The organism is Pseudomonas sp. B111, from assembly GCF_026428275.1.
Lineage (GTDB): Bacteria > Pseudomonadota > Gammaproteobacteria > Pseudomonadales > Pseudomonadaceae > Pseudomonas > Pseudomonas aeruginosa.
This window is the reverse complement of sequence record NZ_CP097857.1, coordinates 2,912,645-2,929,969: the sequence shown is the minus strand read 5'-3', so window position 1 is coordinate 2,929,969 and position 17,325 is coordinate 2,912,645. Positions and strand designations below refer to the sequence as shown.

12 protein-coding genes are annotated in these 17,325 nt (G+C 68.6%); 7 read left to right on the top strand and 5 right to left on the bottom strand.

The genetic code is table 11. The features are described from left to right. Nucleotides 1-147 precede the first annotated feature (147 nt). From M6E97_RS13495 to M6E97_RS13480, 4 genes are read left to right on the top strand one after another with little or no spacing between them, the layout of a single operon-like run. Nucleotides 148-6,300 (top strand): Ig-like domain-containing protein, encoded by a 6,153-nt coding sequence (locus M6E97_RS13495; RefSeq protein WP_174217742.1) that lies wholly within the window; start codon nucleotides 148-150, stop codon nucleotides 6,298-6,300. Continuing rightward, entirely contained in the window at nucleotides 6,300-7,577 is a 1,278-nt protein-coding gene (locus M6E97_RS13490; RefSeq protein ID WP_003088104.1) for a TolC family protein, read from the top strand. Before M6E97_RS13495 ends, M6E97_RS13490 begins: the two co-directional genes overlap by 1 nt. Further along, nucleotides 7,567-9,738, top strand: a complete 2,172-nt coding sequence (locus M6E97_RS13485) for a type I secretion system permease/ATPase (protein ID WP_003088105.1) — start codon at nucleotides 7,567-7,569, stop codon at nucleotides 9,736-9,738. Before M6E97_RS13490 ends, M6E97_RS13485 begins: the two co-directional genes overlap by 11 nt. After that, nucleotides 9,728-10,915, top strand: a complete 1,188-nt coding sequence (locus M6E97_RS13480) for an HlyD family efflux transporter periplasmic adaptor subunit (RefSeq protein ID WP_003139884.1) — start codon at nucleotides 9,728-9,730, stop codon at nucleotides 10,913-10,915. The genes M6E97_RS13485 and M6E97_RS13480 overlap by 11 nt, the downstream gene beginning before the upstream one ends. 109 nt (nucleotides 10,916-11,024) lie before the next feature. Here M6E97_RS13480 and M6E97_RS13475 read toward each other — a convergent pair whose 3' ends face one another. From M6E97_RS13475 to M6E97_RS13460, 4 genes are all read right to left on the bottom strand, one after another. Continuing rightward, complete coding sequence (locus M6E97_RS13475) at nucleotides 11,025-11,603, bottom strand: HD domain-containing protein (RefSeq protein WP_003110488.1); 579 nt, start codon at nucleotides 11,601-11,603, stop codon at nucleotides 11,025-11,027. A gap of 88 nt (nucleotides 11,604-11,691) precedes the next feature. Further along, nucleotides 11,692-12,246: a helix-turn-helix domain-containing protein gene (locus M6E97_RS13470; protein ID WP_003117666.1), complete on the bottom strand. Its 555-nt coding sequence runs from the start codon at nucleotides 12,244-12,246 to the stop codon at nucleotides 11,692-11,694. A gap of 153 nt (nucleotides 12,247-12,399) precedes the next feature. Beyond that, nucleotides 12,400-14,595, bottom strand: a complete 2,196-nt coding sequence (locus M6E97_RS13465; RefSeq protein WP_023875495.1) for a xanthine dehydrogenase family protein molybdopterin-binding subunit — start codon at nucleotides 14,593-14,595, stop codon at nucleotides 12,400-12,402. Between the two features lie 4 nt (nucleotides 14,596-14,599). Beyond that, nucleotides 14,600-15,061 (bottom strand): (2Fe-2S)-binding protein, encoded by a 462-nt coding sequence (locus tag M6E97_RS13460; RefSeq protein WP_003102736.1) that lies wholly within the window; start codon nucleotides 15,059-15,061, stop codon nucleotides 14,600-14,602. A gap of 330 nt (nucleotides 15,062-15,391) precedes the next feature. Here M6E97_RS13460 and M6E97_RS13455 point away from each other — a divergent pair, with 330 nt between their 5' ends. Together M6E97_RS13455 and ndhC are read left to right on the top strand one after the other, a co-directional pair. Next, on the top strand, nucleotides 15,392-15,715 hold the full coding sequence (locus M6E97_RS13455) for a DMT family transporter (protein WP_003102734.1): 324 nt from the start codon (nucleotides 15,392-15,394) through the stop codon (nucleotides 15,713-15,715). Nucleotides 15,716-15,727: 12 nt separating this feature from the next. Then, the gene (ndhC, locus tag M6E97_RS13450) at nucleotides 15,728-16,126 is read left to right on the top strand and encodes an NADH-quinone oxidoreductase subunit A (protein ID WP_033990114.1); all 399 of its coding nucleotides are present in this window, start codon (nucleotides 15,728-15,730) and stop codon (nucleotides 16,124-16,126) included. Here the strand turns inward: ndhC and M6E97_RS13445 are convergent. Continuing rightward, nucleotides 16,123-16,674 carry a helix-turn-helix domain-containing protein gene (locus M6E97_RS13445; protein ID WP_003132721.1) on the bottom strand — a complete coding sequence of 184 codons (552 nt, stop codon included), beginning with the start codon at nucleotides 16,672-16,674 and terminating at the stop codon, nucleotides 16,123-16,125. The two genes, ndhC and M6E97_RS13445, sit on opposite strands and share 4 nt — an antisense overlap. Nucleotides 16,675-16,759: 85 nt before the next feature. Here M6E97_RS13445 and M6E97_RS13440 point away from each other — a divergent pair, with 85 nt between their 5' ends. After that, the gene (locus M6E97_RS13440) at nucleotides 16,760-17,293 is read left to right on the top strand and encodes a GNAT family N-acetyltransferase (protein ID WP_003110485.1); all 534 of its coding nucleotides are present in this window, start codon (nucleotides 16,760-16,762) and stop codon (nucleotides 17,291-17,293) included. Nucleotides 17,294-17,325 lie beyond the last annotated feature (32 nt).

Here is a 17,325-nt window from a genome sequence, read left to right as displayed (position 1 = left end):
TTCCAGGGGTTATCTAAATTGAATTTTTCATGGGGGTTTTCTTAGTCGTTATATATAAAGTCAGACTCGCCTTTTATTTAAAAGCTGCTATTTCTGGATTACATGGTGCGGCCGTTCGGTCGCTGCTTGACAAGAGGAATGTCGGAAATGTCGATCCAGGCGAAAGTTACCCCTATCGATCAGAGTATTTCTTCTGCGGCTGCCGTCGAGGTTCCGGAAAACGGGATACTCAAACTCTCCCAGAGCAGTAATATCGCGCTCGATGTCGCACCGGAGTCGGTGGCGGGATACTCGAAGAGCGGTTCGGACCTGATCGTCCAGCTGAAGACCGGGGAAAGCGTCCGCATCGCCAACTTCTATGCGGAAGGCCAGCCTTCCAGCCAACTGTTCCTGGCCGACAAGGACAAGCTGGTGGCGGTAGATCTGCCGCCGGTCGCTGCCGACGGGCCGCTGATGGCCGGCTACATCCCGCAGGAAAGCCTGGCCGGTTTCGAGTCGCTGACCGGCGCCGGTGTGCTCGGTGGCATGAGCGCAGGGACTGCGCTGCTGGTCGGTGCGGCGGCCATCGGCGCCGGGGTGGCGATTTCCAACAGCAGCGGCGGCGGTGGCGGCGGCGGTTCTTCGGTGCCCCCGGACACCACTCCGCCGAAGGCGGCCAGCGGCCTGAAGATAGCGCCTGACGGCAGCAGCATCAGCGGCCAGGCCGAGGCCGGCGCGAGCGTCGGCATCGATACCAATGGCGACGGCAAGCCGGACCTCACCGTGATCGCCGATGCCAACGGCAATTTCACCGCTCCGCTGAACCCGCCGCTGACCAATGGCGAGACGGTGACGGTGATCGTTACCGACCCGGCCGGCAACAGCAGCACCCCGGTCACCGCCGAAGCCCCTGACTTCCCCGACGCGCCCCAGGTCAATGCCAGCAACGGCAGCGTCCTCAGTGGTACGGCGGAAGCGGGCGTGACCATCGTGATCACCGACGGCAACGGCAATCCGATCGGCCAGACCAGCGCCGATGCCAACGGCAACTGGAGCTTCACCCCCGGTAGCCAACTGCCGGATGGCACCGTGGTCAATGTGGTGGCCAGGGACGCCGCCGGCAACAGCAGCCCGGCGACCTCCATCACCGTCGACGGCGTGGCGCCGAGCGCGCCGGTGGTCGAGCCGAGCAACGGCAGCGAACTCAGCGGGACTGCCGAACCGGGCAGCAGCGTGACCCTGACCGACGGCAATGGCAATCCGATCGGCCAGACCACCGCCGATGCCAACGGCAACTGGTCTTTCACGCCGTCCACCCCGCTGCCGGACGGTACCGTGGTCAACGTGGTGGCCAGAGATGCCGCCGGCAACAGCAGTCCGCCGGCCAGCGTTACCGTGGATGCCGTCGCGCCGGCCACGCCCACCGTCGATCCGAGCAACGGTACGACCCTCAGCGGCTCCGCCGAGCCGGGCAGTAGCGTGACCCTGACCGACGGCAACGGTAACCCGATAGGGCAGGTCACCGCCGACGGCAGCGGCAACTGGACCTTCACCCCGAGCACACCGTTGCCCAACGGCACGGTGGTCAACGCCACGGCTACCGACCCGTCCGGCAACGCCAGTTCGCCGGCCAGCGTCACCGTGGACGCCGTGGCACCGGCCACGCCAGTGGTCAACCCGAGCAACGGCACCACGCTCAGCGGCACCGCCGAGCCGGGCGCCACCGTGACCCTGACCGACGGCAACGGCAACCCGATTGGCCAGGTCACCGCCGACGGCAGCGGCAACTGGAGCTTCACACCGGGCACGCCGTTGCCCAACGGCACCGTGGTCAACGCCACGGCCAGCGACCCGACCGGCAATACCAGCGCTCCGGCCAGCACCACCGTGGACTCGGTGGCGCCGGCCGCGCCGGTGGTCAATCCGAGCAACGGCGCGGAGATCAGCGGCACCGCCGAACCGGGCGCCACGGTGACCCTGACCGATGGCAGCGGCAATCCGATCGGGCAGGTCACCGCCGACGGCAGCGGCAACTGGAGCTTCACCCCGTCCACGCCGCTGGCGGATGGAACCGTGGTCAACGCCACCGCTACCGACCCGGCCGGCAATACTGGCGGCCAGGGCAGCACTACCGTGGACGCCATCGCGCCGGCCACGCCGACCGTCAACCTGAGCAATGGCAGCAGCCTCAGCGGCACTGCGGAACCGGGCAGCACGGTGATTCTCACCGACGGCAACGGCAATCCGATCGCCGAGGTCACCGCCGACGGCAGCGGCAACTGGACCTACACCCCGTCCACGCCGATCGCCAACGGTACTGTGGTCAACGTGGTGGCCGAGGACGCCGCCGGTAACAGCAGCCCGCCGGCGACGGTGACCGTCGATTCCAGCGCGCCGCCGGCGCCGGTGATCAACCCGAGCAACGGCGTCGTCATCAGCGGCACCGCCGAGGCCGGTGCCACCGTGACCCTCACCGATGCCGGCGGCAACCCGATAGGGCAGGTCACCGCCGACGGCAGCGGCAACTGGAGCTTCACGCCGGGCACGCCGCTGGCCAACGGCACGGTGATCGTCGCCACGGCCACCGACCCGACCGGCAATACCGGCCCGCAGGCCGCCACCACGGTGGACGCGGTGGCGCCGCCGGCGCCGGTGATCGATCCGAGCAACGGCACGACCATCAGCGGCACCGCGGAGGCCGGGGCCAAGGTGATCCTCACCGACGGCAACGGCAACCCGATCGGCGAAACCACCGCCGACGGCAGCGGCAACTGGACCTTCACGCCCGCCACGCCGCTGGCCAACGGCACGGTGGTCAACGCCGTGGCCCAGGACCCTGCGGGCAATACCGGCCCGCAGGGCAGCACTACCGTGGACGCGGTGGCGCCGAACACGCCTGTGGTCAATCCGAGCAACGGCAACCTGCTCAACGGTACCGCCGAGCCGGGCAGCACCGTGACCTTGACCGACGGCAACGGCAACCCGATCGGCCAGACCACCGCCGATGGCAGCGGCAACTGGAGCTTCACGCCCGGCTCGCAACTGCCCAACGGCACCGTGGTCAACGTGACCGCGAGCGACGCCGCCGGCAATACCAGCGCTCCCGCTACCACGACGGTGGATTCCTCACTGCCGTCGATCCCGCAGGTGGATCCGAGCAACGGCTCGGTGATCAGCGGCACCGCGGACGCCGGCAACACCATCATCATCACCGATGGCAACGGCAACCCGATTGGCCAGGTCACCGCCGACGGCAGCGGCAACTGGTCCTTCACTCCAGGCATCCCGCTGCCGGATGGCACGGTGGTCAACGTGGTGGCGCGCAGCCCAAGCAATGTCGACAGTGCGCCGGCGGTGATCACGGTGGATGGCGTGGCCCCGGCGGCGCCGGTGATCGATCCGAGCAACGGCACCGAGATAAGCGGTACCGCGGAAGCCGGTGCGACGGTGATCCTCACCGATGGCGGCGGCAACCCGATCGGCCAGGCCACCGCCGATGGCAGCGGCAACTGGAGCTTCACCCCGGGCACGCCGCTGGCCAACGGCACGGTGATCAATGCGGTGGCCCAGGATCCGGCCGGCAATACCAGCGGCCCGACCAGCACCACGGTGGACGCGGTGGCCCCGGCCACCCCGGTGGTCAACCCGAGCAACGGCAGCGTGATCGCCGGTACCGCGGAAGCCGGCGCCACGGTGATCCTCACCGACGGCGGCGGCAACCCGATCGGCCAGGCCACTGCCGATGGCAGCGGCAACTGGAGCTTCACCCCGGGCACACCGCTGGCCAACGGCTCGGTGGTCAATGCGGTGGCCCAGGACGCCGCCGGCAACACCAGCGGCCCGGCCAGCACCACGGTGGACTCGGTAGCCCCGGCCACCCCGGTGCTCGATCCGAGCAACGGTACGGTGATCAGCGGTACCGCCGAAGCCGGCGCCACGGTGATCCTCACCGATGGCGGCGGCAACCCGATAGGGCAGGCCACCGCCGATGGCAGCGGCAACTGGAGCTTCACTCCGGGCACACCGCTGACCAACGGCACGGTGATCAACGCGGTGGCCCAGGACGCCGCCGGCAACACCAGCGGTCCGGTCAGCACCACGGTGGACGCGGTGGCTCCGGCCACTCCGGTGATCGACCCGAGCAATGGTGTCGAACTCAGCGGCACCGCCGAACCCGGCGTCCGGGTGATCCTCACCGATGGCAATGGCAACCCGATCGGCCAGACCCTTGCCGACGGTAGCGGCAACTGGAGCTTCACGCCGGGCACGCCGCTGGCCAACGGCACGGTGGTCAACGCCGTGGCCCAGGACCCGGCCGGCAATACCAGCGGCCCGGCCAGCACCACGGTGGACACGGTGGCTCCGGCCACGCCGGTGATCAATGCCAGCAACGGCAGCGTGATCACCGGGACCGCCGAGGTCGGCGCCAAGGTGATCCTCACCGATGGCAACGGCAACCCGATCGGCGAGACCACCGCCGACGGCAGCGGCAACTGGACCTTCACCCCCGGCACGCCGCTGGCCAACGGTACGGTGATCAACGCCGTCGCCGAGGACGCCGCGGGCAACGCCAGCGGTCCGGCCAGCACCACGGTGGACTCGGTGGCGCCATCCGCTCCGCTGCTGAGCATCAGCGCCGACGGCGCGCTGCTGACCGGCACCGCCGAGCCGAACAGCCAGGTGCGTATCGTGGTCAACGGCGACACCGCCAACCCGATCACGGTCACCGTCGACGGCGCCGGCAACTTCAGCCTGCCGTTCGCGCCGCCGCTGATCACCGGCGAGCTGATCGCCGGGGTCGCCGTGGACGCCGCCGGCAACGTCAGCGGGCCGGCCACCATCAACGCGCCGGACCTGGCGCCGCCGACCATCAGCGTGCCGGAAGCCGCCGATACCTGGATCAACGCCGCGGAGATCGGCGACGGCATCCAGGTCGATGTGACGGTCCGTCCGACCATGCAGGTCGGCCAGGTGGTCACGGTCAAGTTCGCCGGGCAGAACGGCTACGAGGCCGAGGTCAGCCATACCCTCACCGCCGGCGACATCGCCGCCGGCAACCTGACCCTGACCCTGACGCCTCCCGGCGGCATGGGCCCGTTCCCGGAGGGCGCCTCGACCGTCACCGCCGACATCAACGGCGGCACCGCGTCGACCCCGGTGCCGTTCACCATCGACACCATTCCGCCGGCGACCCCGGTGCTGTCCCTGGCCGGCAACATCCTGACCATTTCGGCGGAGCCGGGCACCGAGCTGACGGTCACCGTCGACATCGGCGGGGCGACCGCCACCGCCACGGTGACCGCCGACAACAGCGGGCTGGCGTCGCTGAACCTGCTCACCGATCTGGACGTCGACTTCAGTTGGGACCAGTTGCTCAATGCCCAGGTGTCGGTGGTCGGTCGCGACCCGGCCGGCAACCCGAGCAACACGGCGAGCATCGGCATCGGCACCAGCATCGAGCAACCGGTGACCATCGGTAACTTCGGCCTCGACGTCAGCCTCAACCCGCTGAACCCGCGTTTCGGTTTCAGCGGCACCACCGAGCCCAACTCCAGCGTGGTGATCCGGGTCATCACCCCGGCGTTGAACGTCGAATTGCTGCCGATCCAGGCGGACTCGTCCGGCAACTTCTCGCTGAACCTGCTGAGCCCGACCATCCTCACCCAGTTGGGGCTGAACATCACCGACATCCTCAACCTCGGCTCGCAGATCTCGTTCAACCTGGTGTCCACCGACAGCAACGGCAACGACAGCGCCGCCTACGGGATCACCCTGACCCCCAACGGACTGTCGCTCAATATCGGCCAGATCGATGTCAACGGTACTTCCGGCGACGACGTGCTGTCCGGCGCCAACGGCAGTTCGGAGCACATCAACGGCGGCGACGGCAGCGACCTGATCTTCAACGTGGGCACCGGCGATCACGTGGTGGCCGGCAACGGCAACGACACCATCCAGATCACCGCGACCGATTTCGTCAGCATCGATGGCGGCGCCGGGTTCGACACCCTGGTCCTGGCCAACGGCATCGACCTCGACTACAACGCCGTCGGCGTCGGCACGCTCACCAACCTCGAGCGCATCGACCTCGGCAAGGGCGACTCGGGTAGCGTGCTGACCCTGACCGCGGCGGAGGTGGATGCCATCACCGATGCCAACAACACGTTGCAGATCACCGGCGAGAACAACGACACCCTGAACGTGGTGGGCGCGGTGAATACCGGTACCACGCAACTGATCAACGGCATTACCTACGACGTCTACACCTTCGGCAGTACCACCCTGCTGATCGAGGACAACACGGTACAGGTCGTGGTCTGATGCGCGGGCGCAGGCAGTACGCGCGCAAGGGACGGCGGCATGGGAAGGGAGCCATCTGGCTCCTTTCCCTGGGCCTGCCGATGTTCGCGTCGGCCATGCCCCTCGACCAGGCGGTCAGGGCAGGGCTGGCGATCCACCCGGAAGTACGATCCGCGATGGCCGAAGCGGACCGCGCAGGCACCGAGGTGGAGATGGCCAAAGGGGGGTACTACCCCTCCGTGACGATGTCCGGAGGGCCGCAGGAGTTCGACTTCGGCGAGATCGTCTACGATCTCACCGCGTCGCAGATGCTGTACGACTGGGGGCGGGTGACGAGCAAGGTCGACAGCGCCAGCGCGACCCAGCGCAAGCTGTCCGAGGCGGTGCTGGTGGCGCGCGACGACGCGGCGCTGGATATCGTCGAGACCTACCTCGACGTGCTCGCCTCGGAGCGCCGGGTGGAGGTGGTGCGCGAACACATCCAGCGCCTCGACGGCATCCGCGAGATGACCCAGGCGCGCGGCGGCGACGGCTACGCCGACCGCAGCGAGCTGGATCGCGCCAATCTGGAACTGTCGCGGGCCCAGGAGCAGTTGTCGCTGGAGAAGGGCAACCTGCAGGACGCGCGCAACCAGTACGCGATCCTGGTCGGCCAGGAGCCCGCCGACCTGGTGGAGCCCGAGCCGATGTCGCTGCAACGCTACCTGGCGGCCAGCGATATGGCGCGGGTGATCCGCGAATCGCCTTTGCAGCGCAAGGCCCTGGAGGACGCCAATGTCGCCGAGGCCGAGGTCCGCGAGGCCAAGGCGTCGCTGCTGCCGCAACTGAACCTGGAGGCCAGCGCGCTGCGCCGGGAGATCGGCGGGCATCCGGAAAGCGACTCGGTGGTATCCCTGCGCTTCCGCATGGACACCTTCCAGGGGCTTTCCAACTTCCGCCGGCCGACCGCCGCGCAGCAGCGCCTGGAATCGGCGAAATGGAGCGCCGACGCGATGCAGCGCGACATCCGCCGGCAACTGCAGAACCTCTTCGACAACGGCGACACGCTGCGCTGGCGGGAACAGTCGCTGACCCAGCAGGTGACCGAGTCGGAGCAGGTCGGCGAGTTGTATCGCGAACAGTTCGAGGTTGGCCGGCGCGACGTGATCGACCTGCTCAACGTGCAGCGCGAGCGGTTCGAGGCAGAGCGGCAACTGATCAACCTGCGGATCGAACGCAAGCGCATCGAGTATCGGGCGGCCGCGCAAGTCGGCCTGTTGGGTCCGCTATTGGAGAACCGGCTGAATCATGGAAGCTGAGAAAACCCCGGATAACGTCGTGATCCTCAACCACGACCCCATCGTCGACCCGTTGCGCCAGGGCCTGCTGCTGCTCTGCCGGCAGCTCGGCCGGCCACTCGGCGACGCCGAACTGGTGGACGGCATGCCGCTGGAGCACGGTCGCCTGCCGTTGCACCTGGTGGCCCGCGCGTTGCGCCGCGCCGACATCACCGCCCAGGTCACCCGCCAGCCGTTGCGCCGGATCGACCGCTACCTGCTGCCGGCCCTGCTGCTGCTCGACGACGGCCGCGCCCTGGTGCTGGTGGGCAACGACGGCGAGCACGCCGAGGTGCTGGTGCCGCAGAGCGACGGCGGAAGCCAGAGGATGCCGCTGGCCGAGCTGGAAGCGCTGTACAGTGGCACGGCGATCTTCGCCAAGTGTCGCTACCGGCCGGACGGGCGGGTCGGCGACTACGCCAGCGCCTTGCCCGAGCACTGGTTCTTCGGCCCGCTCAAGCGGCTCTGGCGTTCCTACGCCGAGGTCACCGCCGCGGCGCTGGTGGCCAACGTCCTGGCGGTCGCCTCGGCACTGTTCGCCATGCAGGTCTACGACCGCGTGGTGCCCAACGCGGCGTTCGACACCCTGTGGATCCTCGCCAGCGGCGTGGCCCTGGCGATCGTCCTCGACGGGGTCCTGCGGATCATGCGCGGCCACCTGCTCAACGTGCTCGGCAAGCGCCTCGACCTGCAACTCTCGACCCTGCTGTTCTCCCGCGTGCTGAGCACCCGGGTCGCCGCCAAGCCGGCGTCGATGGGCGCCTTCAGTACCCAGGTGCGGGAGTTCGAGTCGGTGCGCGAGTTCTTCACCTCGTCCAGCGCGGCGCTGATCAGCGACCTGCCGTTCGTGGCGATCTTCCTGCTGATCATCGCCGTGATCGGCGGCCATGTGGTCTGGGTGCCGCTGGTGGCCTGCGTGCTGATGATCCTGCCGGGGCTGCTGACCCAGCGCCTGCTCGGCCACCTGTCGCGGCAGAACCTGCGCGAAGGGGCGATGAAGAACGGCGTGCTGCTGGAAGCCTTCGAGCACCTGGAGACGGTCAAGGCGACCCGCGCCGAAGGCCGCTGCCTGCACCAATGGGAAACCCTGACCGGCGAACTGGCCGGCACGGCGATGAAGACCCATACCCTGGCCTCGACCCTGAGCTACTCGGCGAGCATCGTCCAGCAGCTCTGCTACGTCGGCGTGGTGGTCTTCGGCGTCTATCGGATCAGCGAGGGCGCGATGACCGTCGGCGGCCTGGTGGCCTGCTCGATCCTCGCCTCGCGGGCCATCGCACCGCTGTCGCAGGCGGCCGGCATCCTCGGTCGCTGGCAGCACACCAAGGTGGCGATGGAAGGCCTCGACCAACTGATGAGCGCCGAGCAGGAGCGCCCCCAGGGCAAGCGCTTCGTGCACAAGGAGCGCCTGCAGGGACATTACCGCCTGGAGGGCGTGCGCCTGGCCCACGGCGACAGCCCGCCGGTGGTCGACGTGCAGGCCCTGAACATCCGCGCCGGCGAGCGGGTGGCGCTGCTCGGCGGCAACGGCGCCGGCAAGTCGACCCTGCTGCGCCTGCTCAGCGGCCTGCTCGACGCGCAGGCGGGACGCCTGCTGCTGGACGACGTCAGCCTGACCCAGATCGACCCGGCCGACCGCCAGCGCGGTATCGGCTACCTGCCGCAGGACGTGGCGCTGTTCCATGGCAGCCTGCGCGACAACCTCAACCTGGAGAACGCCGCGCTGGGCGACGAGGAACTGCTGGAGACCCTCGACGGGGTCGGCCTGGGCGCCTTCGTCCGCGGCCACCCGCTGGGGCTGGACATGCCGATCCAGGGCAATGCCAGCCTGTCCGGCGGCCAGCGCCAGGCCGTCGGGCTGGCCCGGGTGCTGCTACAGGACCCTCCGATCCTGCTGCTCGACGAGCCGACCGCGGCCTTCGACCAGGGCAGCGAGAAACAGGTCATCGACTACCTGCAGCAATGGTTGGGCAAGCGCACCCTGGTCATCACCACCCACAAGAAAAGCATGCTCGCCCTGGTCGAGCGTGCGGTGGTCCTGCGCCAGGGCAGGGTGATCATGGACGGCCCGCTGGAGCAGGTGGTGCAGGGCAACCAGGTACAGGCACCGCAGGCCGCCGAAGGAGGCAACCATGGACTCTGAACGCGACGCCGCCGCCCTGCGCCGGCAACTGGCCGACCCGTTGCTGGCGGCTACCCACCCGGTCTACCGGCCGCTGCTCTGGACCCTGCTCGGTTGCGTGCTGCTGTTCATCGGCTGGGCGGCCTGGGCGCAACTGGACGAGGTGACCCGCGGCGACGGCCGGGTCGTGCCGTTCAGTCGCATCCAGAAGATCCAGAGCCTGGAGGGCGGCATCCTCGACCGCCTGCTGGTGAAGGAGGGCGACCTGGTGGAAGTCGGCCAGCCGCTGGTGCGCCTCGACGAGACGCGCTTCCTCACCAACTTCCAGGAGTCGGCGAACCAGGCCAGCGTGCTGCGCGCGGCCATTGCCCGGCTCGACGCCGAGGTGCTCGGCAAGAAGAGCATCGAGTTCCCGCCGGACGTCGATCCCGAGGGGCCGCTGGCGCGTTCCGAACGCGAGCTGTTCAAGTCGCGCCGCGACAAACTGGTGGAGGGCACCCAGGCGATCCAGCGGCAGATCCACCTGGCGCAGAGCCAGCTCGACCTGGTTCGCCCGCTGGTGGCCAAGCGTGCGGTGAGCCAGATGGAGGCGCTCAAGCTGAGCCAGGACATCGCCACCCTCAGCGGCAAGCTGACCGAGCTGAAAAGCACCTATTTCCAGGATGCCTATACCGAGCGCGCCCAGCGCAAGGCCGATCTCAGCGCCCTGGAACCGATCGTCCAGCAGCGCCAGGACCAGTTGCGCCGCACCGAGATCCTGTCGCCGGTGCGCGGGCGGGTGAACACCGTGCTGATCAACACCCGCGGCGGGGTGATCCAGCCCGGCGAGCCGATCATGGAAGTGATCCCGGTAGAGGAGCGTCTGCTGGTGGAGGCGAAGATCAAGCCGCGCGACGTGGCCTTCCTGGTTCCCGGCATGCCGGCCAAGGTGAAGATCACCGCCTACGACTACACCATCTACGGCGACCTCAAGGGCACCCTGGAGCAGATCAGCGCCGACACCATCGAGGAGGACACCCCGCATGGCAAGGAGTCCTACTACCAGGTGCTGATCAAGACCGATGGCAGCCAGTTGAAGCGCGGCGAGGAGGTATTGCCGATCATTCCGGGGATGGTCGCCGAGGTGGACATCCTCAGCGGCAAGCGCAGCGTGCTCAACTACCTGCTGCGGCCGCTGATCAAGGCGCGCCTTTACTGAGGCGTGCAGGACAGGCCCCGGTCGGTGGGAAACGTGCCAGCCGCTTCCCTGTAGCCATGGCGAGCTACGTAGGCGGTGGCGCTGGTAACGCTGCCCGGGTGGGCGCACGCTAGGCGTCGCGCCGAGCTGCGAGGCGCTGTCGGGTCCTGGCGTCGAGTAGCTCGCGCAGGGTCTTGAACAGCGGTGCGCGGTCGGTATAGCGACGGCCGTAGTCGAGGTTGAAGGCATAGTCGAAGTCCGCCGGATTATCGCCCTGGGTGTGCTGGAGCAGGGTTTCCAGCTTGTCCAGCGCTTTCACTGCCAGGGCTTCGGCGGTCTCGCCGCGCTCGTATTCGTCCCACAGGGCGAGCAGGCGATCGCGCAGTGGCGTGTCCAGATGACGGGTCAGCTGCAACAGGTCGGCGCGTTCCTGTTCGCCCTTGTCCGGGTGCGCCGCTTGCTCGACGGCGGGGATGTCGCCGTGGATCGCTTCGCCGAGGTCGTGGACCACGCACATGCGCAGAACCTTGCCGAGGTCCAGGCCGGCCAGTTGGTCCTCGAAGGCCAGTGCCATCAGGCAAAGCCGCCAGCTATGTTCGGCGGTGCTTTCCGGGCGGCCGGAGGAGGTGTGCGCGGAGCGCAGGACGTCTTTCAGGCGTTCGGCTTCGCGGAGGAATTCGAGGCGGTTGCTCAGCAGTTCGAGGGACATGGCGCGGGCTCCGCTACCGGTGAAACGAGCCTGCAAGCCTAGGCGCGGCGGTGCTGAAGGTCCATGGATAAAATATCCGCGGCGACGTTCAGAGGGTTTCCACCAGGCGTACCGCGCGTCCATCCGAGAGGGTCATGCGGGTCCAGCGGCAACGGCTGCGTCGGATCGGCACGATGGCCGAGGCGTTCGCTCCGCTGGCGAACTCCAGCGCCGGCGGTGCCAGCAGTTCGCGCCAGCCGAGTTCCTCGAGGGTGGCTTCCTGGCGGAGGATTTCCTCGCTGCAATAGGGCCACAGCGAACGGTCGAGCAGTTCGCCGAGAGGCACGCCGAATTGCGCGGCGCGTGCCGGCGAACAGGCCAACAGGCGATGGGTGAGGTCGCAGATCAGGTGCACGGGTTGCGGGTTGGCCTCGACCAGGCGGGCCAGTGCCTTGTCGGCGGCGGCTTCCAGGCGGGCGCCGAGCAGACGCTCCAGGCGTGCCCGTTCCTCCACCAGCAGCGCCTGGGTACCGGACTCCCAGCGCGAGATGGTCGATTGCGCCACGCCGAGCAATTCGGCGGCATGCGTTTGCTTGACCCGATGCAGCAGGCGCCAGCGACGCAGGGCGGGGCCCAGGGACGAAGAAGGGAGAGGCTCGGTCATGCTTGGCTACGCGAATGGACGCTGAAGTCTGCGCCCGACGCCGGGCGGAGGCAAATCGGCGCGACACCGGGGGGACCCGTATGGTCGGCGGCGATCCTCGGAGGGCCGCCCGCGCCGCGCCGGCAGCCGTGGAGCTGCCGGCGTGCGTCTCGCTCAGGCCTTGGCGAAGGAGGTGGGGAAGGGCAGGTTGTACAGGCGTTGCCCGGTGGCGGCGAAGATCGCATTGGCCAGCGCAGGGCCGATGGGCGCCACGCCGGGTTCGCCGACCCCGGTGGGCGCTTCGCCGGAGGGCACGATGTGCACTTCGACCTTGGGCATCTCGGCGATCCGCAGCACCTGGTAGCCGTCGAAGTTGTTCTGCTCGACCTTGCCGTCCTTCAGGGTGATCGCGCTGTGCAGGATCGCGCCGAGGCCGAAGCCGATGCCGCCCTCCATCTGCGCGGCGATCACGTCCGGGTTGATCGGGATGCCACAGTCCACCGCACAGACCACCCGCTCGACCTTCAGCTTGCCGTCCTTGTCCACCGAGACCTCGACCACCTGGGCGACGAAGGTCTTGAATGCCTCGGTCACCGCGATCCCGCGCCCGCGCCCGGCGGGCAGCGGCCTGGATGGGTCCCAGCCGGCCTTTTCCGCGGCCAGTTCGAGCACGCCGCGCAGGCGCGGCTGCTCTGCCAGCAGGTCGCGGCGGAACAGATAGGGGTCCTTGCCGGCGGCCTGCGCCGCCTCGTCGATGAACGCCTCCACCGCGTAGACCGTGTGCGAGCTGCCGACCACCCGCCACCACAGGACCGGCACGCCGACCTGGGTGGTGCTCAGCTCGACCGAGACATTGGGCACCGCATAGGGCAGGTTGGCGGCGCCTTCCACCGAGGTGGCGTCGACGCCGTCCTTGACCATCACCGCGGCGAACGGCGTGCCTTCCAGGATCGACTGGCCGACGATGCGATGTTGCCAGCCGACCAGCTTGCCGTCGGCGTCGAGCCCGGCTTCGAGCCGGTGGTAGTACATCGGCCGGTAGAAGCCGCCGTGGATGTCGTCCTCGCGGGTCCATTGCAACTTCACCGGCACGCCGTTGGCGCCCAGCGCCTTGGCGATCGATACCGCCTCGACGATATAGTCCGACCAGGCGTTGGCGCGCCGGCCGAAGCTGCCGCCGGCGTAGAGCGTATTGATCTTCACCTGCTCCGGCTTCAGCCCGGCGGTGCGCGCCGCGTTGCCCTGGTCGACGGTCTGGAACTGGTCGCCGGCCCAGATCTCGCAGCTGTCGGCGGTCAGCCTGACCACCGCGTCCAGCGGCTCCATCGGCGCATGGGCAAGGAACGGGAACTCGTAGCTGGCGGCGATCCTGCGGGTCGCCCCGGCCACCGCCTTGGCGGCGTCGCCGTCCCTGCGCGCGGGCTTGCCGGGTTGCTCGGCGAGCTTGCGGTACTCCGCCATCAGCGCCTCGGAACCACGCTTCTCGGCCTTGCTCTCGTCCCACTCGACCTTGAGCGCGTCGCGGCCTTGCTTCGCCGCCCAGAAGCCCTTGGCGACCACCGCCACGCCGTGCGGCACCTGGACCACCTCGACCACCCCCGGAATCGCCCTGGTCGCCGTGGCGTCGAACGATTTCACCGTGGCGCCGAACAGCGGCGGGCGCTGGAGCAGGGCGACCAGCATGCCGGGCAGGCTGACGTCGAGGGTGAATTGCGCACTGCCGTCGGTCTTGCCGGGAACGTCGACGCGCGGCGCCTGGTGACCGATCAGGCGGAAGTCCTTGGGATCCTTCAATTGCACTTTTTCCGGCACCGGCAGTTCCGCCGCCGCAGCGGCCAGCGAACCGTAGCTGGCCTTGCGCTGGCTGGCCGGATGTTCGACGAAGCCGTCGCGGGTACGCAGTTCGGCGGCTGGTACCTGCCACTGGCGGGCGGCGGCCTCGACCAGCATCGCGCGCGCCTTGGCCCCGGCCTCGCGCAATTGCATCCAGGAGTTGGCCATCGCCGAACTGCCGCCGGTGCCCTGCATGGTGCCGAAGGCCAGGTTGGCGTAGCGCTTGGCGTCGGCGGGCGCGCTTTCCACGCGGACCTTGCTCCAGTCCGCGTCGAGTTCCTCGGCGACGATGGTGGCGATACCGGTATAGGCGCCCTGGCCCATCTCCACGTGCTTGGCGATCACCGTGACACTGTCGTCCGGGGCGATCCGCAGGAAGGCGTTGGGCGCGAAGCCGGCGTCCGGCAGGGCCGCGGCGAGGGCGCGCCGGGCTCCGCTCCACTGGAAGCCGATGGTCAGGCCGACCACCGCGGCGCCTTTGAGGAAGCCGCGGCGCGAGCCGGGCAGGGCGTTGCTCAGATCGATCTTGCTGTTCATGGCGTCAGGCCTTCAGGGTGTCGGCGGCTTCGTGGATGGCGGCGCGGATCCGCACATAGGCGGCGCAGCGGCAGATGTTGCCGTTCATCGCGGCATCGATGTCGGCGTCGCTGGGGCTGGCGTTCTGCTCCAGCAGCGCGGTGGCGGACATGATCTGGCCGGACTGGCAGTAGCCGCACTGCGGTACCTGGAGCTTGACCCAGGCGTCCTGCACGGCCTTGCCGGGCTTGCTCTGGATACCCTCGATGGTGGTGACGCGCTTGCCGGCGACCGCGGAGACCGGCAGCACGCAGGAACGTACCGCGGTGCCGTCCAGCTGCACGGTGCAGGCGCCGCACTGGGCCATGCCGCAGCCGAACTTGGTGCCGTGCAGGCCGGCGCTTTCCCGGATGGCCCAGAGCAGGGGCATGTTGGGATCGACGTCGAGGGTGACGTTCTTGCCGTTCAGGACGAGCGAGGTGGGCATGCTGATTCTCCACGGAAAGGCCCGGGCAGGGCGTTATCTCTTATCAGGCAGGGATGCATCGGGCGAAGTGTGCGCGAAGGACGAAACGGACGCCTTGCACGATCCTGCGAAAGTCTAGATCAATCCTGCCGAGCGTCCCGGCGGGCGCGGCGCGGAAACGCGGCGAAACAACTCCGTCGGCGCAGGCGTTCACCCGCCATCGGCAACGCGCTAGGATCGCTGCCGTCGGTGACTGACGCCCGCCCGGGCGGCACGCACTTTCAGCCGGAAGCGGGACGACCCGTTTTCCCTCTTTCATTGCGCGGGGACGACCCTGCAGAGAGGCTGAAAATGGCGTGGATCTATCTCTTGCTCGCCGGTGTCTTCGAAATCGTCTGGGCCACGGCCATGAAGGAGTCGGCCGGCTTCACCCGCCTGTGGCCGAGCCTGGTCACCCTGCTGTTCATGATCCTCAGCTTCGGCCTGCTGGCCGTTTCCATGAAAACCCTGCCCCTCGGCACGGCCTATACCATCTGGGTCGGCATCGGTGCGGTCGGCGCCTTCGCCCTGGGCATCCTGCTCTTCGGCGAAAGCCCGAGCCCGTTGCGGCTGCTGGCGGTGGGGCTGATCGTGGCCGGCATCGTCATTCTCAAGCTGGCGACCCGCCAGGGCTGAGGGGTGACCACCATGTACGCATCCTTCGCTCCCGCGACCTGGGCCTTGCTCGCCTACCTCTTCGGCGCGCTCGCCCTTTGCCTGCTCATGCTGGGGTTGGGCCGGGTGCTGGGCGGCCGGTCGCATGGCCGGGCGAAGAACCTGCCGTTCGAGTCGGGGGTTGATTCCACCGGCTCGTCGCGCTTGCGCTTCTCGGTCAAGTACGCGTTGGTCGCCATGCTGTTCGTGATCTTCGGCATCGAGATGCCGTTCCTCTACCTCTGGGCGGTGTCGCTGCGGGAGAATGGCTGGCCGGGTTTCGTCGAGGCGACGCTGTTCGTCTCCCTGCTGCTGGTCGGACTGTTCTACCTGCACCGGGTCGGCGCCCTCGACTGGTCGCCGGAGCGCCGGCGGAAAAAGCCGCACGACTAGTCGTGGAGGATCACCAGCAGGTAGCGGCAGGCTTGCCCGGCGGTGGCGAAGGTCACCGCGCGGTCGACGCCGAAGTCCAGGCGGTCGCCGCGTTGCAGGTGGAACGACTGCTCGCCGTAATCCACCCGCAGCGCACCCTCGACCAGCCACAGGCGCTGCCGGTAGGGCCGGCCGCCCCAGCGGGGATAGTCGAGGCGGGCGTTCGCCGGGATCTCCACTTCCACCATTTCGCAGCCGCTGCGCGGATCGCGAGCGCCGACCTGGCGGCGGCGGTAGCCGCTGGCCGGGTCTTCCCACACTTCCTGCTGCGCGCGCCGGCAGAGCGGTTCTGCCGGCGCCTGCGTGTCGCCGAGCAGCTCGGAGAGGGCGACCCCCAGGCCGCTGGCGAGACGGCCGAGGACGCTGGCGGTGGGGCTGCTTTGGTTGCGCTCGATGCGCGAGATCATCGCCTTGCTCACCGCGCAGCGTTCGGCCAGCTGGGCGAGGGTCAGCTCGCGCTCCTTGCGCAGGGCGGCTAGGCGTCGGGCAATCAGTTCGTCGATATCCATGGGTGGCCCTGGCGGATTTTTCTCGTCCATGATAGTCACTGTCCAATATATTGGAAATTCGACCTTGCATTGGAGCTTGCCCGCGATGACCGAACCGACGATTCGCCGCCTGGCTGGCGAGGAGATCCTGGCGCGCCTGGACGAACTGGCCGAGGTACTGCTGGACTGCGTGGAAGGTGGGGCTTCGGTCAGCTTCATGTGGCCGTTGCCGCGGGAGCGGGCGCTGGCCTTCTGGCACGGCGTCGGCGAGAGCGTGGCGGGCGACGAACGCCTGCTGCTGGTGGCGGAAGCGGAGGGGCGGATCGTCGGTACCGTGCAACTGCTCCTCGACCAACCGCCGAACCAGCCGCACCGCGCCGACGTGGCGAAGATGCTGGTGCACCGGCGTGCGCGTCGGCGCGGCATCGGCGAGGCGCTGATGGGCGAGCTGGACCGGCTCGCCCGGGCCTGCGGCAAGTCCCTGCTGGTGCTGGACACGGTCAGCGGCAGCGCCGCCGAACGGCTGTACCTGAAGACCGGCTGGACACGGGTCGGGGAAATTCCGGACTACGCCCTGATGCCGGACGGCACGCCCTGTCCCACCACCTATTTCTACAAGCGCCTGGCTGCTGCCGGCTGACCGAAGATGCCGGCGTTCCCAGGGCGGGCCGG